General features: G+C 41.8%; 18 protein-coding genes. 11 read left to right on the top strand and 7 right to left on the bottom strand.

Translation table 11 applies throughout. The features are described 5' to 3' along the window. Positions 1–39: 39 nt before the first annotated feature. From B3S92_RS03090 to acnB, 3 genes are all read right to left on the bottom strand, one after another. A complete protein-coding gene (locus B3S92_RS03090; RefSeq protein ID WP_296202620.1) occupies positions 40–477 on the bottom strand; it encodes a PACE efflux transporter in 438 nt (145 codons plus the stop codon). A 212-nt stretch (positions 478–689) separates the two neighbouring features. After that, positions 690–1,889: a PLP-dependent aminotransferase family protein gene (locus B3S92_RS03085; RefSeq protein WP_296202618.1), complete on the bottom strand. Its 1,200-nt coding sequence runs from the start codon at positions 1,887–1,889 to the stop codon at positions 690–692. 215 nt (positions 1,890–2,104) lie between these two features. Continuing rightward, complete coding sequence (gene acnB, locus B3S92_RS03080; protein WP_296202616.1) at positions 2,105–4,708, bottom strand: bifunctional aconitate hydratase 2/2-methylisocitrate dehydratase; 2,604 nt, start codon at positions 4,706–4,708, stop codon at positions 2,105–2,107. Between the two features lie 464 nt (positions 4,709–5,172). On the opposite strand from acnB, the gene B3S92_RS03075 reads away from it, so the two are divergent. The 7 genes from B3S92_RS03075 (at position 5,173) to B3S92_RS03045 (ending at position 11,403) form a co-directional block, all read left to right on the top strand. Further along, the gene (locus B3S92_RS03075; protein ID WP_296202614.1) at positions 5,173–5,583 is read left to right on the top strand and encodes a carboxymuconolactone decarboxylase family protein; all 411 of its coding nucleotides are present in this window, start codon (positions 5,173–5,175) and stop codon (positions 5,581–5,583) included. Between the two features lie 147 nt (positions 5,584–5,730). Then, positions 5,731–6,783 carry a lipoyl synthase gene (gene lipA / locus B3S92_RS03070; protein WP_296202612.1) on the top strand — a complete coding sequence of 351 codons (1,053 nt, stop codon included), beginning with the start codon at positions 5,731–5,733 and terminating at the stop codon, positions 6,781–6,783. A 264-nt stretch (positions 6,784–7,047) separates the two neighbouring features. Next, entirely contained in the window at positions 7,048–7,968 is a 921-nt protein-coding gene (locus B3S92_RS03065; protein WP_296202610.1) for an alpha/beta fold hydrolase, read from the top strand. 135 nt (positions 7,969–8,103) lie between these two features. Further along, positions 8,104–8,925 carry a 2,3,4,5-tetrahydropyridine-2,6-dicarboxylate N-succinyltransferase gene (gene dapD / locus B3S92_RS03060; RefSeq protein ID WP_296202608.1) on the top strand — a complete coding sequence of 274 codons (822 nt, stop codon included), beginning with the start codon at positions 8,104–8,106 and terminating at the stop codon, positions 8,923–8,925. A gap of 46 nt (positions 8,926–8,971) precedes the next feature. Further along, on the top strand, positions 8,972–9,292 hold the full coding sequence (locus tag B3S92_RS03055) for a hypothetical protein (RefSeq protein WP_296202606.1): 321 nt from the start codon (positions 8,972–8,974) through the stop codon (positions 9,290–9,292). A gap of 172 nt (positions 9,293–9,464) precedes the next feature. Next, a complete protein-coding gene (gene queE, locus B3S92_RS03050; RefSeq protein WP_296202603.1) occupies positions 9,465–10,193 on the top strand; it encodes a 7-carboxy-7-deazaguanine synthase QueE in 729 nt (242 codons plus the stop codon). Between the two features lie 43 nt (positions 10,194–10,236). Continuing rightward, on the top strand, positions 10,237–11,403 hold the full coding sequence (locus B3S92_RS03045; protein ID WP_296202600.1) for a multidrug resistance efflux transporter family protein: 1,167 nt from the start codon (positions 10,237–10,239) through the stop codon (positions 11,401–11,403). A gap of 17 nt (positions 11,404–11,420) precedes the next feature. Here the strand turns inward: B3S92_RS03045 and B3S92_RS03040 are convergent, their stop codons facing one another. The 4 genes from B3S92_RS03040 to rplU form a co-directional block, all read right to left on the bottom strand. Continuing rightward, complete coding sequence (locus tag B3S92_RS03040; RefSeq protein WP_296202597.1) at positions 11,421–12,074, bottom strand: TetR/AcrR family transcriptional regulator; 654 nt, start codon at positions 12,072–12,074, stop codon at positions 11,421–11,423. Positions 12,075–12,290: 216 nt separating this feature from the next. Continuing rightward, complete coding sequence (gene lolA / locus B3S92_RS03035) at positions 12,291–13,007, bottom strand: outer membrane lipoprotein chaperone LolA (protein ID WP_296202595.1); 717 nt, start codon at positions 13,005–13,007, stop codon at positions 12,291–12,293. A 501-nt stretch (positions 13,008–13,508) separates the two neighbouring features. After that, on the bottom strand, positions 13,509–13,766 hold the full coding sequence (rpmA, locus tag B3S92_RS03030) for a 50S ribosomal protein L27 (RefSeq protein ID WP_007393804.1): 258 nt from the start codon (positions 13,764–13,766) through the stop codon (positions 13,509–13,511). A 139-nt stretch (positions 13,767–13,905) separates the two neighbouring features. Continuing rightward, entirely contained in the window at positions 13,906–14,217 is a 312-nt protein-coding gene (gene rplU / locus B3S92_RS03025; RefSeq protein WP_028858485.1) for a 50S ribosomal protein L21, read from the bottom strand. 666 nt (positions 14,218–14,883) lie between these two features. On the opposite strand from rplU, the gene B3S92_RS03020 reads away from it, so the two are divergent. The 4 genes from B3S92_RS03020 (at position 14,884) to B3S92_RS03005 (ending at position 22,952) form a co-directional block, all read left to right on the top strand. Beyond that, positions 14,884–15,933, top strand: a complete 1,050-nt coding sequence (locus B3S92_RS03020) for a polyprenyl synthetase family protein (protein ID WP_414706981.1) — start codon at positions 14,884–14,886, stop codon at positions 15,931–15,933. Between the two features lie 589 nt (positions 15,934–16,522). Further along, the gene (locus B3S92_RS03015) at positions 16,523–17,917 is read left to right on the top strand and encodes an efflux RND transporter periplasmic adaptor subunit (protein ID WP_296202586.1); all 1,395 of its coding nucleotides are present in this window, start codon (positions 16,523–16,525) and stop codon (positions 17,915–17,917) included. Between the two features lie 29 nt (positions 17,918–17,946). Next, positions 17,947–21,171: an efflux RND transporter permease subunit gene (locus B3S92_RS03010; protein WP_296202584.1), complete on the top strand. Its 3,225-nt coding sequence runs from the start codon at positions 17,947–17,949 to the stop codon at positions 21,169–21,171. Positions 21,172–21,227: 56 nt separating this feature from the next. Then, positions 21,228–22,952: an efflux transporter outer membrane subunit gene (locus tag B3S92_RS03005; RefSeq protein WP_296202582.1), complete on the top strand. Its 1,725-nt coding sequence runs from the start codon at positions 21,228–21,230 to the stop codon at positions 22,950–22,952. Positions 22,953–22,964 lie beyond the last annotated feature (12 nt).

Below are 22,964 nucleotides of genomic sequence, written 5' to 3'. Positions count from 1 at the left end.
CCTTAACTGACTGGCATTAACCTCATGGTAGCCCTTTTATTATTTGGATTTATAATGCTGAGGCAAAGTAAAGATCTTGTCAAAGATTAAGGTAAATATAAAGGTATACACCAAAAAGAATAGTAATAAAGCTAGCTCCATAGTGAACGCTTTATAAACGCCCACGTTATACCACAGCATGTATAGTGGTAAGCAAATTAATACTAGCCCGCCCTCAAAGCCTATGGCATGGACACTGCGAATTAAAACCGTTCGCTCTTGGACCTTGTTCCGGCGCTCCCAAGCTTCAAACAACGTATTAAATATAAAGTTCCAGACAACCGCTACCAACGATACCATAACAGCAACAGGTAACGACTCTGAGGCGTCACTATTACTTAACCACATCAACACATAAGTAGAAGATATGATGGCGATAATCTCAAATACAGTCACATATACTATACGACGCTTTAAAGGCGACAAGGTAATCAACACTCACTCCTAAGTACAAAGACACTGCACCCTAAAAGAATCGGTCCGCCCCGAGACAACAAAAAATAATTTAAATACAGGGCCACGGTTTCCGCCTGTATACTCTCTAGCATAATAATCACTAAATCTATTTTATATAAAAACCCCTGTTATAAAATAACAAGGGCTTTAATATTAGTTCATCTAGCCAATTGCTTATACAAGCTAATTTAGACTTACTGATTTGCGCGATAAGCGTCTAACGCAGCTTTCAAACGCTTAACCCCTTCCACAATTTGATCTTCTTCTAAACTGGTGAAGTTTAAACGCATGTGATCGGTATAACCCCCAGTTAAGGAGAAAGCTTCACCTGGTACAAAGGCCACATTTTTCTCAATAGCAATTGTGAGTAAATCCATAATGGCCACACCAGGCACACGCACCCAAATGAACATACCCCCTGAGGTTGGGAATAACTCAACTTCGTCACCTAGATAAGTATTGATCGCCTCTACCATGCACGCCTTTTTGGTGGCATAAGTTTGGCGAATCAAATCAATATGGGCATCTAAGTCATGGCTGGTCACAAACTCATATAGTAATTCTTGAACAAATGAGTTGGTGTGTAAATCAGCTGCTTGTTTGGCAATAATCATTTTCGCTAAGACAGGCTTAGGCGCAATAACCCATCCCAAACGGAAGCCTGGAACGAATACTTTAGAGAATGAGCCCATATAGACCACATTTTCTGGTGCTAAGGCATAGATAGGTCGAGTGTCTGGCGAAGATTGATCCTCCTCATCAAACAATAAAGCACCGTAAGGGTCATCCTCTAACATAATCTTGCCGGTCTCTTTTAAGATATCGGCAACTTGCTGGCGTTTTTGGGTAGAGTAAGTTAGGCCGGTAGGGTTTTGGAAATTTGGAATACCATAGAAGAACTTACTGTCTTCTTCTTGCATGGTAGAGCGAAACTGATCGGTATCTAGACCATCTTCTTGCAGTTCAACCTCTTTAAATTTAGGTTGATACATACGGAAAGCTTGTATTGCTCCCAGATAAGTAGGCGCTTCCATCACCACAGCGTCTTGCGGATCAATATATATTTTGCCAAATAGGTCTAAAGCTTGCTGTGAGCCAGAAACAATCATTACCTGCTCTGAAGACACCTCGACATTGTGAGTTTCTGAGAAGCGCTTCGCGATCCACTCTCGTAGACCAGCATGACCTTCAGTCGTTGTATACTGAAAGATACCCTGATCATTGCGATCAAACATGGCGTTGCTGGCTTCTTTAATGCTTTGATGCGGAAACAAGCTAGGATCTGGTAACCCACCAGCAAATGAAATAATTTCTGGCTTAACGGTTAGTTTTAATATTTCGCGGATAAATGAGGGTTTTAGTTCGTTAATCACCTCTGAAAATTGATACTGCATATTGCTCTCTTTTATAACGTTATTGGGTGGATTGGTATTTTTATAATGCCAGCCAGCATTTAATATAATTATTATAGTTACCAGTATATAGAACCGGCTATTAATACGTCTAGCACCAATTGTAACTATGGCTCTAAAGCCTTTAAAGCAAAGACCCCGTATCCTAAGATACGGGGTCTTTTATTCAGCTAAAACTAATCAATTAACACATCAACTTATGACAGTTGAGCCACGTTAATTTTATCAGCTTCTTCTGAGTAAGATTCCATCTGATCGAAGTTCATGTAACGATATACTTCGTCACCCATGCTGTTTAGCATGCCAGCATACTGCTGATATTCTTCGTTAGTTGGTAGCTTACCAAGTACGGCTGCAACTGCTGCTAGCTCTGCTGAAGCTAGGTATACGTTAGCACCTTGACCTAGACGGTTCGGGAAGTTACGAGTCGAGGTTGATACTGCAGTAGAGTTTGGAGCAATGCGTGCTTGGTTACCCATACATAGTGAACAACCTGGCATTTCAGTACGTGCGCCTGCTTGTGCGTATACGTTGTAGTAGCCCTCTTCCATTAATTGGCGAGCATCCATCTTAGTTGGTGGTGCAATCCATAGACGAGTCTTCAAGCTACCTGCAGGTACTTCTTGTAGTAGTTTACCAGCGGCACGGAAGTGACCGATGTTAGTCATACAAGAACCGATGAATACTTCATCAATAGTGTCGCCGGCAACGTCAGATAGAGTTTTTGCATCATCTGGATCGTTCGGGCAGCACAGTACTGGCTCTTTGATTTGGCTCATATCGATGGTCATATCGATGGCGTATTCAGCGTCTTCGTCAGCACGCATTAAGCTTGGGTTTTTCAACCACTCTTGCATAGCTTCGATACGACGGCTTAGCGTACGAGCATCGCCATAACCTTCAGAAATCATCCACTTAAGTAGAGTGATGTTTGAGTTTAAGTACTCAGTTACCGACTCTGCAGATAGAGTGATGGTACAACCAGCGGCACTACGCTCAGCTGAGGCATCTGATAACTCGAACGCTTGCTCAACTGTTAAGTCTTCTAGACCTTCAATCTCTAAGATACGGCCGTTAAACTCGTTGATTTTACCTTTCTTATCAACAGTTAAGTAGCCTTCTTTGATCGCTTGTAATGGGATAGCATGTACTAGGTCACGTAGAGTGATACCAGGCTGACGCTCACCAACGAAACGAACACGAACAGACTCAGGCATATCTAGTGGCATAACACCAGTCGCTGCTGCGAAAGCTACTAGACCAGAACCTGCTGGGAATGAAATACCCATTGGGAAACGAGTATGCGAGTCACCACCAGTACCTACTGTATCTGGAAGAAGCATACGGTTTAACCATGAGTGAATAATACCGTCACCTGGACGTAAGCTTACACCACCACGGTTCATGATGAAGTCAGGTAGAGTGTGCTGAGTTTCAACGTCAACTGGCTTTGGATAAGCAGCTGTGTGACAGAAAGACTGCATCACAAGGTCAGCTTGGAAACCTAAACAAGCTAAGTCTTTTAGTTCGTCACGAGTCATAGGACCAGTGGTATCTTGCGAACCAACAGTAGTCATCTTAGGCTCACAGTACATACCTGGACGTACGCCTTCCATACCACAAGCCTTACCAACCATCTTCTGAGCTAAAGTGTAACCTTTGTCTGAAGCTTCTGGTTGCTCTGGCTTAGCAAATACGTCTGAATGCTCTAGGCCTAAGTAATCACGAGCACGGTTAGTTAAAGCACGGCCTACGATTAGTGGAATACGACCACCGGCACGAACTTCATCAAGAAGTGTGTTTGAGTTCAATTCGAAAGTAGATAGTACTTCGTCAGAATCATGCTTAGTGATTTTGCCTTCGTGTGGATAGATGTCAAACACATCACCCATGTTGATGTTATCAACTTGGACGTTTTCGATAGGTAGAGCGCCTGAATCTTCCATAGTGTTAAAGAAGATAGGAGCAATTTTGCCACCTAATACTAAACCACCACCACGTTTGTTTGGTACGTTAGGGATATCATCGCCCATTAACCAAAGTACAGAGTTAGTCGCTGACTTACGGCTAGAACCAGTACCTACTACGTCACCAACATACGCTAAAGGGAAGCCTTTTTCTTTTAATGCTTCGATTTGTTTCATTGGGCCACGTACGCCCTCTTCGTCGGCTTGGATGCCGTCGCGAGAGTTTTTGTGCATAGCTAATGAGTGTAATGGGATATCTGGACGGCTCCATGCGTCTTGTGCTGGAGATAGGTCGTCTGTGTTGGTCTCACCCGTTACTTTAAACGCAGTGTAAGTTGTCTTTTGAGGTACTTCTGGACGATCTAAGAACCATTCTGCATCAGCCCATGACTGAACTACTTCTTTCGCTTTTTCGTTACCCGCTTCTGCTTTTTCAGTAACGTCATTGAATGCGTCAAATACTAATAAGGTTTTCTTCAGTGCTGCTGCTGCGTTTTCAGCCACTTCAGCATCATCTAACGCTTCTACTAAAGGTAATACGTTATAACCACCTTGCATAGTGCCTAAGATATCAACCGCTTTTTTCTTATCGATTAGAGGTGAAGTTGCCTCGCCTTTTACGATAGCGGCTAAGAAAGCGGCTTTCACGTAAGCTGCTTGGTCAACACCTGCTGGTACACGGTTAACCAATAAGTCCATCAAGAACTCTTCTTCACCCGCTGGTGGGTTTTTTAACAGCTCAACTAAATCGGCAGTCTGGTGCTCAGATAGTGGTAATGGCACTGTACCAAGTTGGGCACGTTCTTCGACATGTTTACGATATGCGTCTAACACAATAAGCGTCCTCTTTCATTATTTTACGCAGGTTAGGTAGCTGCCACAGGATTAAATTACTGTCATCACTGAATATTAACAGTAGAATTTTGTGGGGGGCTGCCAGTACCTTGCAGGTGGGTTTAACTCTCGGCACTAATATAGCCTAAAACGCCCAAAAAGTTAATCACCAAACTGTAAACCCTATGCATTTTAAGGCCATATCGAACATTTATTTTAGAAATACCTACTATAACTCAATGCCTGATAGCATTAATTTGTTAGGCTAATTAGTAACAACGAGAAGCACTTTAAAAAAATATATATGGTTTAATTTGATAAGCTAATTAAAATGATTAAGACCATCTTTGACCTACTTTTTCAAAAGTTATTCGGTCTTATTTAAAACTATTGGGTCTTATTGACCTGTTATTTCGCATTACCCATCTTTAACTTACCTTTCGTTGATAAAAAGGAATCCTGTTATGACAGACAATAAAAGAGATAATTACCAAAATGGACTAAAAGTACGTACCAAAGTTATGGGTGAGTCTCATGTGCAGCGCTCTTTAAACTCAGCAACTGCTTTTACCCAGCCTCTTCAAGACTGGATTATCGAGCACGCTTGGGGCAGCACTTGGCAAGACGAAGAAGTACTGCCTCATAAATACCGCTCACTGATAACTATGGCGTTTTTAATTGCTCAAAAAAGTCCTAATGAATTAAAAGGTCATGTTCGAGGTGCAATTAATAATGGGGCAAGCGTAGCGGAAATCCGTGAAGTGCTAATGCATAGCCTACCTTATTGCGGCGCACCAGCCACACAAGAAGCGTTTCGAGCAGCGATAGAAGCCTTAACTGAACTGGGCATTGACTTGAATGATGACTCGCTGTAATCAGTCGAATTAAGTTCACTTTGCTTCTGTTATCAGCTTGAATTCTCCGCGCCTAGCCTAATATCTGATATAATGACATCACTCATTTTTATATTTTGAATTACTAATAAACCCTAATACTATCAAGGGTTAGGACAGAAGCTGATTATGACAACTACAGTGCAAACTTTCGTGCCAGCAGCCGCACCGAAACCAAAAAAAGCGGTTAAGGGTGAAAAACTTCGTGGCTATGACAAGGTAGCTCGTATTCCAATTAAGGTAATTCCTACGGTAGAAGCACCGAAGAAGCCAGATTGGATTCGCGTTAAGATGTCTTCACCTGCTGAGGTAGATCGCATCAAAAAAACCTTGCGTAAACAGAAGCTTTATACGGTTTGTGAAGAAGCTGCCTGCCCTAACCTGCCACAGTGCTTCGGGGATGGTACCGCTACCTTTATGATTATGGGCGATATTTGTACCCGCCGCTGTCCATTTTGTGACGTAGCTCATGGTCGCCCTAATGAATTAGACAAAGATGAACCGCGTAATACGGCAGAAACCATTCAAGGTTTGGGCCTTAAGTATGCGGTTATTACTTCGGTAGACCGTGATGATCTAAAAGATGGGGGCGCTCAGCACTTTGTGGACGTAATTAATGAGTCAAAAGCATTAAGCCCAAACTGCTTAATTGAGATCTTAGTGCCTGACTTCCGTGGTCGTATGGAGGTAGCACTAGACTTATTGACCGAAACAGCTCCAGATGTATTTAACCACAATATTGAAACTGTGCCCCGTCTTTATAAAGCCTTCCGTCCAGGCTCTGACTACCAGCACTCACTAGATCTTCTGAAACATTACAAAGCACGCCGTCCAGACATCGCCACCAAATGCGGTTTTATGGTGGGATTGGGTGAGACTGAAGAAGAGGTTTATGCATTACTTGATGATCTAAAAGCCCATGATGTAGACATGATTACTATTGGTCAGTACTTACAGCCTAGTAAGAACCATGCGCCTGTAGATCGCTATGTCCATCCAGATGAGTTCCAGCGCTATATGGATTATGGTAGAAAGATTGGCTTCTTTAGCATTTGGGCCGGTCCTATGGTTCGCTCAAGCTACTTTGCTGATCGTCAATACTATGGTGAAGATTGCCCTGCTCCAGTGCGCAGTAAAAAAGCTTTGGCCGCTGAGGCAGAAGGTAAAAAACTGGGCTGTTAGTCACTGAGGTTTCGATTAAACACCTGCCGTGCTACAGTTTTTACCAAACGGCATGCCTTATAATTTAAAAACATTTAGGGTGTTAAAACAATGATTTTAACACCCTTTTAACCCTCGATTTTCTGACACTAAGCTTTAGATTAACCGCCAGATAAAGCTTTGATATAGATTTTAAAAGCATAGATATAAATAGTATAAATACTTTTCCTATCCAAGCTTTGGTACCGACTTCCCATTTTATACTAATGACTAAAAGGATTCCCCATGGCCAAGACTATAATGTCGTCCGACCAAGTTCATTCCCTCCATCACACCTTATATGCTCCAAAGAATACCGCAAAAGCTACCTTATTAATTGTCCATGGCATGACTGAGCACAGTGGCCGATATGAGAGGTTTGCGCAGTATTTAGCGGATAAAGATATTGCTGTATTAACCTATGATCAGTTAGGACATGGCCGCAGTATCAATAATGCCGATGAATTAGGCTATTTCGCTAAGCCATATCCGGTGCAAACTTTGCTAAAAGATACGATTATTATGGCGGATACTTTAAAACGTCAGTATCCTGATGTCCCCCACTTTATTATGGGACATTCTATGGGCTCATTTGTGGTGCGTAACGTGCTTCAAGTGCATAGTAATGATTTTGCTGGTGCCATCCTTATGGGTAGCAGTGATCATAATCCTTTAGTCAAAGCAGCATTGCCCCTAACCAAAGTCCTTAATCAATTACAACCTAAACGCCCTAACCCTGTTTTTGCTAATCTAATGAGCAAACTATTTAATGCTCAGTTAAAAGACAAATCTTCCAAATCAGATTTTGCTTGGTTATCGCTCAACCAAGAAGCAGTTGCTGAATACGAAAGAGATCCTCTTTGTGGTTTTGACTTTACCAACAATGGGTTTTGGACTCTATTCAACCTGATGGAAACTGGCCTTGCAAAGAATTGGGCTGAGACTATCGACTCTGATTTCCCTATGCTATTTATCAGTGGCGAAAACGATCCTGTCGGTAATATGGGCAAAGGCGTTCGCAAGCTAACCAAGCGCATGAAAAAGCAAGGATTCACTCATGTAAGCCAACAGCTATATCCTTTAATGCGCCATGAGCCACTGCATGAAGAAGATAACCAGCAAGTTTTTCAAGATCTATATGGTTGGATAGACCAGAGCATTGCATAAGATAATCTTAAGCGAAGCACTCCACTCTTAAGTTTTATAGTTTGCTAAAGTGGAGAAAATTAGAGACAATATCTGAAGCGTCACTTACTGCACAGCAGGGCGCTTTGGATCTTAACCCTTCTATTTGGAAAATATATGTCATTAGAGAAAATTATTGAACAAGCATTTGAGAACCTTACTGAATATAGCCCCAGCAACATGCCACAAGACGTTAAAGAGGCCGTTAACGATGTCCTTGAACAGCTAGATAACGGTAGTTTACGTGTGGCTGAGAAGAAGGATGGCGAATGGATAGTTAATCAGTGGGTAAAAAAAGCAGTCCTCTTGTCTTTTCGCTTGAACGATAATTACCCGATGCAAACCGGTGAACATCTGCAGTTTTATGACAAAGTTCCTACTAAATTTGCCAATTGGACAGAAGCTCAGTTCGCTGAAGCTGGCGTGCGAGTAGTTCCCCCTGCCGTTGCGCGTCGTGGTTCATTTGTCGCTAAAGGCGTGGTATTAATGCCAAGCTACACCAACATTGGCGCCTATGTTGATGAAGGGGCGATGATTGATACTTGGGCAACCGTAGGCTCATGTGCCCAAATTGGTAAAAATGTGCATTTATCTGGTGGCGTTGGTATCGGCGGTGTATTAGAGCCTCTACAGGCCAATCCAACCATCATTGAAGACAACTGCTTTATTGGTGCCCGCTCAGAGATTGTCGAAGGTGTCATCGTTGAAGAAGGGTCTGTTATCTCAATGGGCGTTTATATCGGTCAATCCACTAAGATTTATGATCGTGAGACGGGTGAGGTTTATTATGGACGTGTACCAGCAGGCTCTGTGGTAGTTTCTGGCAGTCTGCCTTCAAAAGATGGTTCACATAGCTTATACTGTGCAGTTATCGTCAAGAAAGTAGATGCAAAAACCCGCTCAAAAACCAGCATCAATGAATTATTGCGCTTGGCTTAATTTTGCGACATTATTTATTTCATTTAATTGTTGAAGGACATACTCCATGAAAAAGATATTGGTTAGTCTTACAGCTATTACTACCTTAATACTATCGGGGTGTGCCGCGATGTCTCCCTCTTATCACCAGCCACCACCAAGTGCAGATCAAGCTTGGAAGAAATCAGGGGCTACGTTGGAGACCACACGTGCAGATCTTAAATCGTGCAATTATATTGATAATGTCAGCCAAATTAATAAAACTAAATTTGAAAAGCAAACTCAGTGTATGAAGGATAAAGGCTATACGATTAGTACAAAACCTTATAATGCTTATAACTGCTATGGCAATGCGCCAGCTATGTGCGCACTGACAAGAATGAAATAAATCAGATTTATAACCTCATTTATTTTTTACGTTCACTAAGCCATCACTGAATATTAGAAGGTAAGGATTATTAAAATAATCCTTACCTTCAATTTTTTATTGCTCTATCTAGACCACGTCTCTATTTACAATAATCACAACTTCTCTCTTTAAAGTACAAATAGTCAACTTTATGTCAAATTTAAGAACCACCACCATTCCTGTTACTGACCCTGAAGCTGGGTTACGTATGACCGAGATATTTTATTCCTTGCAAGGTGAAGCACTCACTTCAGGCCTGCCTACCGTATTTGTTCGTCTGACGGGCTGCCCTCTTCGCTGTGTGTATTGTGATACCACCTACTCCTTTACCGGCGGTGAGCGCTTCTCCTTAGATGCCATTATGGCAGATATTGGCCAATACCCTTGCAAACGAGTCTGTGTGACTGGCGGTGAACCCTTAGCCCAGCCTAACTGTATTGCCCTAATCAAAAGACTGCTTGATGAAGGCTATGAGGTTTCATTAGAAACAGCGGGCGCTCTATCAGTGGCCGAAGTGCCCGACGCAGTAAGTAAGGTGATGGATATAAAAACCCCAAGTAGCGGCGAGTCAGATAAGAACTTGTGGTCAAACCTAGATCACCTCACCCAACATGATCAGTTAAAGTTCGTCATTATGAACCGTGATGATTATCAGTGGTCAAAGCAAAAAGTAGAAGAGTATCAGCTTGATAAGAAGGTGGGCACGGTGTGGTTCTCCCCCATGTTCAATGTCCATGAATACGCAGCAGGTGATATAGCAGCAGTGGATGTGCCTAACCTAGCTCGAGAGCTGGCAGAATGGATTTTAGAAGACGCCATTCCGGTAAGATTACAGCTGCAACTGCATAAAATTATTTGGGCAGACGCTAAAGGCAAATAATCCCCCCCTAAATCCACAACAGCCGAACTAGTAGGAGCCCCTTATGGTCAGGCTGATCTTGATTACCTTAATCGCCAGTGCTTTTTTTAGTTCAACCTATATCTTAAACGAATTGATGAGTAACTCCGGTGGACACTGGTTTTGGTCTTCAAGCCTGCGTTACCTATTCATGTTAATCATATTAACGGTGATGATCGGTCTGCAACATGGACCTTCGCGTCTGCAGCAGCTGTGGGTAATTTTTAAAGATCACTGGGTCTTTTGGACTCTGACTGGTAGCATCGGTTTTGGTGTTTTTTATGCCGGTCTTTGTTATGCCGCTGATCATGTCAGTGGCTGGGTGGTAGCGGCTACCTTCATGTTCACTGTAGTAGCCAGTTTATTTGTGTTAATGGCTTTTGGTCATAAGTTTGAAAAAAAGCTCATCCTCTATGCCTTGTTGGTATTAATCGGGGTTATTCTGGTCAACGTTAGTGAGGCTTTATCCATGCCCACCGGGGCAATAATGGATATCCCCTTAACAACGGTACTGGTTTATGGCGCTCTACCCTGTATTATTGCCTCATTCAGCTATCCTATCGGCAGTCAGCTAGTTTGGCAGGCTTCTTATAATTCTCGGCAATTAAATGTAGTAGAAATCACAAAGGCCAAAAGTGCCAGACGCTCTAAAGACCAAATCTACTGGGACAATGAAGGCTTTGATGCGTTTGAAGCCTTGACCACCATTTCTCCTAGAATTGTATCGCTTGAAATGGATGACTATATTGATACTGATAGCCCAGTTCCAAAAGTAGAACAACTGCCTAAATCTAAATTAGAAGCTTTAGTAGCTAAGATTCCCACTATCCCTACTAACTTACTTAGTAATTCATTCAATAAAGTATGGCTGATGACTATGGGCAGCCTGCCATTTTGGCTAATTTTAGGGCTTTTTATTCAGCCTAAACTGCCCGACTTTAGCCAAGTAACCAATACTCTATTAGTGGCTTTTTTATCGGGCGTTATTGCTACTAGTATTTTCTTATTTGCTCGAGAACGAGCGGAAACTTCAAGTGAGGTCGCCGGTGTCGATGCGACACAAGCCAGTGAAGTGATATTTGCCCTAGTAGGTGGCATGGTGTTTTTGAACAATCCCATGCCCTCAGTTCTAGGAATAGCAGGTATTGCTATTATTATGATTGGCTTAATTTTATTTGCAAAAAATGGCTAGCCCTCGCTATCTATATTTTAAGCCTGGCGATCTTTATCAGCAAAAATTGTGAAAATATAGTCTATATGCTGCTCGACAATATCTTTTGAGAACGGATCTGTGCCTGATAAACGCTTAAACTGTGGCGCAAAGGTAAATATCGAGGTGACCGCACCCATAAATAAATAACGCACATGCAAGCTATCTCCCTTAGGCATTAATCCTAGCTTCTGCGCCTGCTTAAACAGATCCAGCTCAGAGTCTGAATACGGCTGGATATACTGGTCTGTAAACCAATTGAGCAGCTCTGAATCTCCCCGGTTGGCTTGAATCATAAAGCGGTGAAAGTCCGGGAATTCTGCACTAAAATTAATATAGTGTCTCAACAACTCACGTACTCTTTGTGGTTGTTCTAAATCGCCAAGGCTTTGAAGATATTTTTCTGATTGCTCGGTATAAGTATCAAATATAGCCTCAGCTGCCGCTTTCCATAGATCCTCTTTAGTACCGAAATGATGAGTGATAAGGGTATGGTTTACCCCAGCTGTGCTGGCAATAGCTCGTGTTGACACGCCCTCAAAACCTGCAGCAGAGAATTCCTTTAAGGCAGCATTAAGTATCTTACACTTCGTCTCACGCGCGCGTTTTTGTTCTGAACGTTTGGGTGGTGACTTTACTGTTGCGGGGTTCATTTCAACCTCAAGTATCATTGGTTATTAGATTCTAAATCTTAATGACTCTTTATTAATTCCTAATATAGGCTTTAATAAAAAGGATTTAAACCTTTTGTGTATTCAATGAGTTTAACATATCTTTTAAACAACGAGATTTTAACAAGGTAACATAACCGAAAAGGACTCAAGCTTAAGCTTGAGTCCTTTTATTTTTTACATTAATCAGCTTACTGATTATTGATTAATAACATCTACACCTTTTGGTGGAGTAAATTTAAATTGGCTGCTTGGGATACTGCCATTTAGCTTCACATTACTAAATTTAATAGAGGTTACCTGACCCAATGAATCGTTTAATACCATCATTACTGGTTTACCGCCATTAAAGCTTACTGCTAAGCTATTGAAGTTACTACCACTAGCTTTCGGGTATAACACATAATAGTTCTTCTTAGCATTTGGCTGAGTAATCTTGAAGTTTTGAGAGATTTTATTTGGATCGCCAGATAATAATAAAGCTGGAGTATTGCCTAGCTGTTGATCAGCATTCTGACGAGTAACTTGCTCTAAATCTTTATCATATACCCAAAGCGCACTGCCATCAGTAACAATAAGCTGTTCAGAAGGTGATGTAATATTCCAGCGGAAATTATTAGGGCGCTGCAGGCTCACATTACCTGAGAAAGTACCGTTTTTAGCGCTTAGACCACTTTTACCCCCATTTGCCCCTTTGGTGGTTTGAGTGAAATTAGCTGTCATACTCTTGGTATTACTCAATAGAGTATTTAAACGCTTAGCCGCTGTTAAATTATCCGCAGCTGTTGCTGCTTGTGCCGCTTGTGATACTGCCATAACTGGCATGCCAAAGATTAAAGCCCCTGATAGTGCTGTGCCCATTACTTTTTTCATCATAGTTTTTGTCTTGTTATTATCATTTAGTTCAGTGTTCATAATTTCATTTTCCTTCAATGGTTAAGTGCAATACTGCCACAACTTAAAAAGTAAAATACAATTTCGTTTATTATAACTTCTTACTAGTAAGCAATAGCACAAATCGTACTAAATTAAGTCGATCAAAAATATAAGTAGTGGATAGCCCTTCAAATAAACCGCGCTACTTATAACTTGCTGAGTAGTGTGCCATTTCTTTTATTACCTGACTAGAAGATAATTGCAAAAAAAACTTCTGGCTTGTTACGCAGTTATGATTTGCATGGCTTTATAGGCTTAATTGTGTCATATCCTTTATTTCTGTAATAAATTTTAACATTTGGTCTGTGATTAACTGGTTAACTACAGCTATAAAAAATAAACGACAGTCATGAAAAATAAACGACAGCCAAAAAAAAGCCCTGATAAAAATATCAGGGCTTTTTTTGGTTGGATTGATAATCCTACCAAAATTCATTTAATTAACTTCTCGCCAATTGCAACAAGCTAATTAGCCGTAAATTAAGCTTCTTGAACAGAAACGTAACGACGGTTGAATTTACCTTTAGTATCGAACTTAACAACACCATCAGTTAGAGCAAATAGAGTATGGTCACGACCCATGCCTACGCCTTCGCCTGCGTGGAATTCAGTACCACGTTGGCGTACGATGATGTTACCAGCCACAACATCTTGACCACCAAATACTTTTACGCCAAGCATTTTTGGGTTAGAGTCACGACCGTTACGAGTTGAACCTGCGGCTTTTTTATGTGCCATGAGAAATCTCCTTACTGAGACTAATTTATAAAAACTTTATACTATATAGATAGCCAATATTAGGACATCAAATCAATACTGTAAATTATTTAATGTAACGCCAGCTATCTACATACTTGTAAAGGGAAACTACCAGTTATTAAGCATTAATCGCTTTGATTTTAAGAAGCGTGTACCACTGACGGTGACCTTGCTCTTTATGATAATGCTTACGACGCTTGTGCTTAACGATACGGATTTTTTTACCGCGACCGTGTTCTACTACTTCAGCTTCAACGCTTGCGCCTTCAACAACTGGCTGACCAATTTTATAATCATCGCCATCAACAACCATTAATACGTCTTCGATTTTAATGGTTTCGCCTTTTTCAGCTTTAAGTAGCTCAACTTTTAGTAGTTCATCAACGCTTACACGATGCTGTTTACCACCACTTTTAATAACTGCGTACATCTTATGACTCCGTTTAACCCGTGTGCCGTGGTTACTCAAATACCTGAAAGTATTCAAAATAACACTTCAGCTTTTGCCTGATCTACGTACACGACAGGGAAAGTTACAGAAAAATAGCTTTAGAACAATTCCGGCGGGCCAACAAATAAAGTCATCCTTTATTATTGGCTGATGCGTTATTGCCATAAGCTTTGAATATGAAGACGGAATTTTACGCACTTATGGCCCAAATTGCAATAGATGAATGAAAATTAGGCCTATGTTATTATGCGTTACGCCATTAATAGCTAACGACTAACTGGCCTTTGTTAACAATGCTAAAACGATATAGAACTCTTGAGCAGTGAAAACTATATTAGAATGGCAATTGATAAACTTAAATCTGTTAGGCTACTAGCCTAGCTAGAGAACTTAATTACTTAAAAAACTATTATCTTAAAAAGCTATTATCCTAAAAAAGATTAATAGTTAACTCGCAATCATTTTTATAGGATAAGTAGTGCTATAGATTATAATAGATACTTATATAGACGCTTAGTGGTTGTATCAAACTTTGGGTGTCTGAATTAATCTTAAGCTCATTAGTTGCTAAGTTAATTGACCCACTGTAGATTTGAATCACTATATAATAACTTTTCATTATTCTAATTTTAGTTGACCGTAAATATGACCACATCAAATACCGCATCATCACCTACTGCTGCAACCTCAGCTCCATTATTTAGTGAAGCTCCAATCCTGGATTATGCTGACATCCAACAAATTATTGCTGATGATTTTGCGATCATGGATAAGCAAGTCTTTGGCAGCTTAAACTCTAAAGTTCAGTTGGTAATGAGTGTCTCTCAACATGTGATCAATGCTGGCGGTAAGCGTATGCGCCCTCTTATCACCTTATTGTGCTCAAGACTTTGTAAAGATGAGCAGTCTGAAGATGCCATGCATCTAGCCGCGATTACTGAGATGCTGCACACCGCCACCTTGGTACATGATGATGTCATTGATGAGTCGGGTATGCGCCGCGGTCGCCCTACAGCCAATGCCACTTGGGACAATCCCACTGCGGTATTGGTTGGCGATTACCTAATTGCACGTGCATTTAATTTATTGGTTGGTTTTCAAAGCCTGCCTTTATTAAAGCTTTTCTCAGACGGTACTTGTGATATTGCAGAAGGTGAAGTACTACAGCTACAACACCAGCACAATCCTGAGGCCACTGAAGACGATTATATGCGTATTATTGACGGTAAGACCTCACGTTTGTTTATGATGGCAACGACTGGCGTGGCGATATTACGAGATAAACCAGAGTTTATGCAGCCCTTTAGTGACTTTGGTCAACACTTCGGTAATGCCTTCCAGATTATCGATGACGTGCTGGATTACAGTGGGGACAGCGAGCTTATGGGCAAGAACTTAGGCGACGATTTAGCCGAAGGCAAGCCTACCCTACCGACCATTGTTGCCCTGCGTTTATTAAAACAAAGCGATGAAACCAAATATAATAAATTACGTATTGCGGTTCAGACCGGTAAAGTTGATGACGCTCAAGGTTTAATTAAACTGGTTCAAGAATCAGGAGCACTGGCTTACTGTCGTGAACGTGCCTTAGAAGAAACTCGTTTGGCGCAACAAGCCTTAAGTCAGCTTCCTGATAACCAGTATCGCAAAGGCTTATGGCAATTAACCGAACTTGCCAGCTCGCGTTTGGCATAATAAACCCCTGCTTTTTGCTGTATGATGGTTTATAGCATTTAAGAACCTAATAAAGCTTTTAAGAACCTGATAAAGCTTTTAAGAACCTGATAAATAGCACCATAAGCTCAGAAGATGCAAAGTCTTCTGAGCTTATTTTTTTAGCTGTAATTATTATTTATAGCTATAAACAACCAAATAAATCACAGTATTTGTAGTTTAATATTTGTTATACATTACACTTGTAATATATAATGTCGTTTTTATTTTAAAATTATTGTCAGTTTTTACTTATAAAAAAGTAGTGACTTGCTCGCAAAGAGTCGCCGTACCTCCTCTCAACTAACTTTTTAATTTAATAAAAAGTTTATGTTTTTTATTTAAAGTGGTCGGTGTTACAGAAACTAATGCTGATAAAAAGCTTTATAAGCGTCCTATTAATTTATAAACTATAAAGATAAAAGCATAGTCACTACGAAATTTACAAATTTAAAACAAGCATCTAGCTTTTCATTGCTAAAGTACGTGTAATTTGTAAATACACACCATCCTCTTGCGTACAAGCTAGCAAAACATTGCTTGTGATGACCCACTATTAAGGTTTTATTACATGAAACACTCGCACCTTTTCCTCGCTATTAGTTTAGCTGTATCCGGTCTATTCCTTGCAGGCTGTGATAAAAAAGAAGACGAAGCAAATGCTGCAGCTGCTCAGCAACAGATGCCACCTGCAGTTGTGAATGTTATGCCCGTCCAATTTCAAACGGTACCTTTAGTTCACGAGTTTTCGGGTCGTACTGCAGCCTATGAGGTAGCCGACATTAGACCTCAAGTAACCGGTGTTGTGGACGAGATCCTTTATCCGCAAGGTCGCATGGTTCAAAAAGGCCAACCCCTTTACAGAATCAGTCCTGAAAACTACCAATCTAGCCAAGGCGCTAATCTAGCTGCAGTACAACAAGCTGAAGCAAACGTTCAAACCGCTAAAGCAAGCTATAACAATGCAGTTGCCAATATAGAATCACAAAAAGCCTTACTTGAACAAGCTCAAGCGGATGTTCAGCGTCTAAAACCGTTAGTGTCTCAGCAGGCTATCTCCGCTCAGCAATACGAACAAGCAGTTACCCAGCTGAAAACGGCTCAAGCCGGTTTAAACAGTGCCCAAGCAGCCGCTCAACAAGCACAAGCTAACATTGCAAGCTCACAAGCCGCCGTGAATACTGCCAAAGCTCAACTTTCAGGTACTCAGTTAGATTTGAATCGTACCATCGTTAGAGCCCCAATTTCTGGTATTTCAGAGCGCTCTAATGTGACTGCCGGTGCGTTAGTAAATGCTAACCAAGCTAATCCTATGGTTACTATTTCTAAGATTAATCCTATCTACGTAGATATCAGTCAATCTTCCTCTGAGTTATTAAAATTAAAACAACAACAAGCCAGTGGCGCGCTTCAAGCAGGCAACAACACTGTCGAATTGGTATTAGAAGATGGTAGTACCTACCCTATTAAAGGTCAGATGTCTTTAGCAGAGGCTAAAGTTGATCAAGATACTGGCGCAGTGACCTTAAGAGCTATTTTCAAAAATGACAACTATATGTTACTGCCAGGCATGTATGTCAAAGCGCGTCTAATTCAAGGCCTAATTAACAACGCTGTTTTATTACCGCAAAGTGCATTAATTCGTACGCCTAAAGGCGATACTCAAGTTTATATCGTTGACCAAAACAATAAAATCCAGGTTCGTGATGTGACTGTGAATGGTACCTATAACGGCAATTGGGTTGTCACCGATGGCTTACAAACAGGTGAGAACATCGTTGTGGTAGGTGGTTCTAAAGTAGCCCCAGAGCAAGAAGTGGTTAGTAAGCCTTATCAAGCAGAAGGCACTGCTCCACAACAAGGCGCAGCCCAAGCACAAGGCCCTGTAGCCAATAAATCTGGGACGCCAAAAGGCCCGGTAGCGCCTCAAAAGCAAGAAACGGCTGAGACAAACGCTGCAAAATAACTCAAAAATAGGCAGACTAGGAAAATATCATGTCGAGATTTTTTATTAACCGCCCTATTTTTGCATGGGTAATATCAATTTTAATCATGCTACTGGGCATAATCGCGGTCATTAACTTACCGATTGAGCAGTACCCTCGTATTGCACCGCCAACGGTTAGTGTTAGTGCCTCTTATCCTGGTGCTAACGCGCAAACCGTTGAGGACTCTGTTGTTCAGGTTATTGAACAGCGTATGAAGGGACTTGATGGCTTAATGTATATGTCATCATCGAGCTCCTCTAGTGGTAGTGGCTCAGTAACTCTAACCTTCGAGAACGGTACTGACCCTGATACCGCACAAGTTCAAGTGCAGAACAAACTACAAGCAGCCATGAGTGCGCTTCCGGAATCTGTACAGCGCCAAGGGGTAAACGTTAACAAGTCTTCAAGTGGCTTCTTAATGGTTCAAGGCTTCATCTCAGAAGATAACTCCATGGACAGCGTAGATATTGCTGACTATGTGGCTTCTAACGTCGTTGACCAAATTAGCCGTGTTGAAGGGGTTGGTGAGGTACAATTATTCGGTTCAGCCTATGCGATGCGCGTATGGTTAGACCCTGCCCGTTTACGTAGCTATAACTTAGTTCCTGGTGATGTCGTCAATGCTATTCGTTCCCAGAACGCCCAAGTCTCAGCAGGTCAATTAGGACAAGCTCCTGCTGCTGCAGACAAACAGGTTATCAATGCTACAGTGACCGTCCAATCTTATTTACAAACGCCTGAAGAATTTAAAAACATTCTATTAAAAACTGATAGCAGTGGCGCTCAAGTTCGCTTAGGAGATGTGGCTGACGTTGAAATTGGTCGTGAAAACTACAGTGTTAGCGCGCTTTACAATGGCAAGCCATCATCAGGTATTGGTATTTCACTAGCACCAGGATCAAACGCCCTAGAGACCAGACAGTTGGTTGAAGAGCGTATGGCTGAGCTTGAAGCTAACTTCCCTTCAGGGCTAGTCTCTGTAGTTCCTTATGACACTACTCCATTCGTTAAGCTATCAATTCAGCAAGTGGTTAAGACTCTAATCGAAGCCATTATCTTAGTATTCTTGGTAATGTTCTTATTCTTGCAGAACTGGCGTGCAACAGTTATTCCAACACTGGCGGTACCAGTGGTTCTGTTAGGAACCTTTGCGGTGCTATATGTGGCTGGATTTAGTATTAACGTACTGACCATGTTCGCCATGGTACTGTCCATTGGTCTACTGGTGGACGACGCCATTGTTGTTGTTGAGAACGTTGAGCGTATCTTGGAAGAAGATCCTCACATTTCCATTAAAGACGCTACCATTCAATCAATGGGTGAAATTAGTAAGGTAGTTATTGGTATTGCCTTGATTTTATCAGCGGTATTCGTACCTATGGCCTTCTTTGGAGGATCAACAGGGGTTATTTACCGTCAGTTCTCGATCACCCTAATTACCAGTATGGTGCTGTCTGCGATCGTTGCTTTGATTTTCACGCCAGCACTATGTGTCACCTTACTTAAACGCCAAAAGAACCATGGTGAAGATAAAAAAGGCTTCTTCGGTTGGTTTAACCGTAGCTTTGAGAAGGTTAGCCATTCTTATGAGAATATCATTGGTAAGAGCGTTAGCCATAAATTGTTATATGCTTTAGGCTATGCAGCAATTATCGGCCTTATGGCGGTAATATTTATGCGCATTCCAGGCTCTTTCTTACCAGAAGAAGACCAAGGTATTATGGTAACTCTAGTTCAATTGCCTCCAGGTTCATCTTTGGATGAAACTCAGGCTGTACTAGATAAAGTATCCAACTACTATGATACTCAAGAACCTGATAACGTAGAGTCGGTGTTTACTATTGCAGGCTTCAGTTTCTCTGGTCAAGGACAGAACATGGGTCTGGCGTTCGTTCGCTTATCTGACTGGGATGGCCGCGTAGGTGAAGAGAATACAGCGCAAGCAGTAGCTGGACGAGCCATGGGCTATTTCTTTACTCAGCTTAATGAAGCACAGGTTTATGCCATCGTTCCGCCAGCTATTACTGAGCTGGGTAACGCTAGTGGTTTCGACCTAATGCTGCAAGATGTGGGTAATATCGGACATGACGGTCTAACCGCCGCTCGTAACCAATTATTGGGTATAGCTAGTCAAAGCGACCAAGTTACTGGGGTCCGTCCTAACGGCCAAGAAGACGCCCCTCAATTGAAAGTTAATATCAATCAAGAACAAGCAGCGGCTTATGGCTTACCTTTGTCTTCTATCAATGGGGTTATCTCTACTGCTTGGGGTTCAGCTTACGTAAATGACTTCGTAGACAGAGGTCGTATTAAACGTGTGTTCGTACAAGGTGAGGCTGACAGTCGCACCAACCCTGAAGACATCAACAAATGGTATGTTCGTAACGATCAAGGTGACATGATTTCATTCGATGCCTTCTCAGACAGCGAATGGCAACACGGTTCACCTCGTTTGACTCGTTATAACAGTTTCCCATCGATGAACATTCAGGGTAGCGCAGCACCTGGACTAAGTACCGGTGAAGCTATGGTCGCTATGGAACAAATGATTGAACAGCTTCCAGAAGGTGTTGGCTATGAGTGGACAGGCATGTCTCTAGAAGAGAAAAAGTCAGGGGCACAAGCGCCCATGCTATATGCCTTATCCATCTTAGTTGTTTTCTTATGTCTAGCTGCGTTATATGAAAGTTGGTCTGTGCCCTTTTCGGTTATTTTAGTGATACCATTAGGGGTGTTAGGGGCTGTCATGTTTACTTGGTTCCGAGACTTTGCAAACGATATTTATTTGCAAGTGGGTCTATTAACCATTGTAGGTCTGTCAGCTAAGAACGCTATTTTGATTATTGAGTTCGCTAAAGAACACCAAGAAGCTGGAATGTCCTTGAAGGATTCGGTTATGCTTGCTGCTCGTCAGCGACTGCGTCCGATTATCATGACTTCATTGGCATTTGGTTTAGGGGTATTACCACTGTACATAGCAACCGGTCCAGGGGCAGGAAGTCAGAATGCCATCGGTACCAGTGTTGTAGGTGGTGTACTTACTGCAACCTTCTTAGGTATTTTCTTTATCCCAATGTTCTATGTATGGGTGCGTACTATATTTAAGTATAAAGGGGATGGCACTAATAATGGTTCCGGTACCGGTGTTCAAACTCAGCCTAATCCAGCATTAGCGACTACAGACACCAGCACTACCTCTACCCCAGCCAATTTTGGAGATAACACTCAATGACGACATCTGTAAAATCAAATATAATTCTTAAAAGTCGAGCTGTGAGTGCACTTGCTATGAATAGATCTAATAAATGGGCACGGTTATTTGGTTTATCTGCTTTGACAGTCGCTATTAGCGCCTGTCAGACAGTACCGACTGCCGATACAAGTCCGGTGGTTGCTCGTCCTAATATTCCTCTTTTACCAGGGGAAAATTACGAGCTATATGGGAATAACCAAGTCCCCTCTAGTCTTGCCGCAGTACGTTGGCAGAGTTTTTATACCGACCCTAAGCTAAAAGCGCTTATTCAAATGGGCCTGGATAATAACAAAGACGTTAAGCAGACGATCTTGGCCATCCAGAAGGCTCAAGCTCAATACCGCATTACCGATAGTAGTGATGCGCCTTCTGTAGGTATTAACGGCGGCTACACCCGTACAAGCCAACGTGGCTATGACAACGGTACTGATGTCTTTGATGTTGGTCTTGGTTTGGCTGCCTATGAGCTTGATTTCTGGGGCAAAGTTGCCAGCTTAAAAGATCAAGCGCTACAAAACTATTTAAGTACCACAGCAGCTAGAGATACCGCTCAAGTCAGCTTGATTGCCAATATCGCTAAGAGCTATGTCAATCTAAGCTATCAGCAAAAGCAGCTAGAGCTTGCGGTGAGCACCCTACAAACTCGTGAAGAATCACTGCGTATCACCAAAGCTCGTTTAGATGCTGGGATTGACTCAAAAGCACCTTCTCTACAAGCAGCGGCTTCTGCTGAAACCGCTCGCATTGCTGCCTTGAATGCTCAAAGTGGTGTTTTGAAAGCTAGAAATGCCCTTAAATTCTTAGTCGGTGCTCCTATCAGTGATGATATGCTGCCAGAACCTGCAGTACCAGCTATTGCTTCTAGCCAAGTATTAAGTGCTGGCTTGCCTAGTGATCTGCTACGCTACCGTCCTGATGTACTTCAAGCTGAATACAACTTAAAAGCTGCTGGTGCCAATATTGAAGTAGCTCGAGCTGCTTATTATCCGTCAATTAGCTTGACGGGTAACCTTGGCTATTCAAGTAACGATTTATCTGACTTATTTAAGAGCAGCTCTGCAGGTTGGTCATTTGGCCCTTCTATTAAGTTGCCTTTATTTGATGCCGGTCAACGCGATGCCAACTATGAAGTGGCACAAATTGAGCGTGATCAAGCCGTTGCCAATTATGAAAGTGCTGTCGAAAATGCCTTTAAAGAGGTGAATGACGTACTGGCTGATCGAGCAACACTAGACCAAAGAACCCAAGCTGAATACCGCTTACAAGAGAACTATCAAGGTCTATTTGATATCTCTGAAGCGCGCTTTAAAGCTCAAGTTGACGATTATCTTGCAGTACTAGATGCTCAGCGCTCACTGTTTTCAACTCAGCAGTCTATCTTGAATTTAGAACAAGAGCGTCTCAATAACCAAATTGAGCTGTATCAAGTATTAGGCGGCGGCGCGAACTTAGGTCCTGTTGCTGTGCCTACCTCAAAGTATCGTAACTTAGTAAACGTCTTTGATAATCAAACGGATAAACAAAAAGCCGTACAAGCCGTCGAGTCGAGCCGTGGACCTGCTATCGTAACTCCTGAACAAGCTTACGCCATTGAAGCCTCTCAGCCTGTTAAAGTAGTCAAACAAAAAGAATTGACTCCGGTAGACATCAATAATAACAATAACGCAGATGCTTATATCTCTGTTGTTGAGACCTCTACTCACCCTGCTGGCTCTAAAGTTGTAGAAACCCAAGAGGGCGTTAAGGTAGTTGAGCCTTAAACTTAAATTTTA

Origin of the sequence: Psychrobacter sp. UBA3962, from assembly GCF_002385225.1 — a bacterium.
Lineage (GTDB): Bacteria > Pseudomonadota > Gammaproteobacteria > Pseudomonadales > Moraxellaceae > Psychrobacter.
This window is presented reverse-complemented; position numbering and strand designations above follow the sequence as displayed.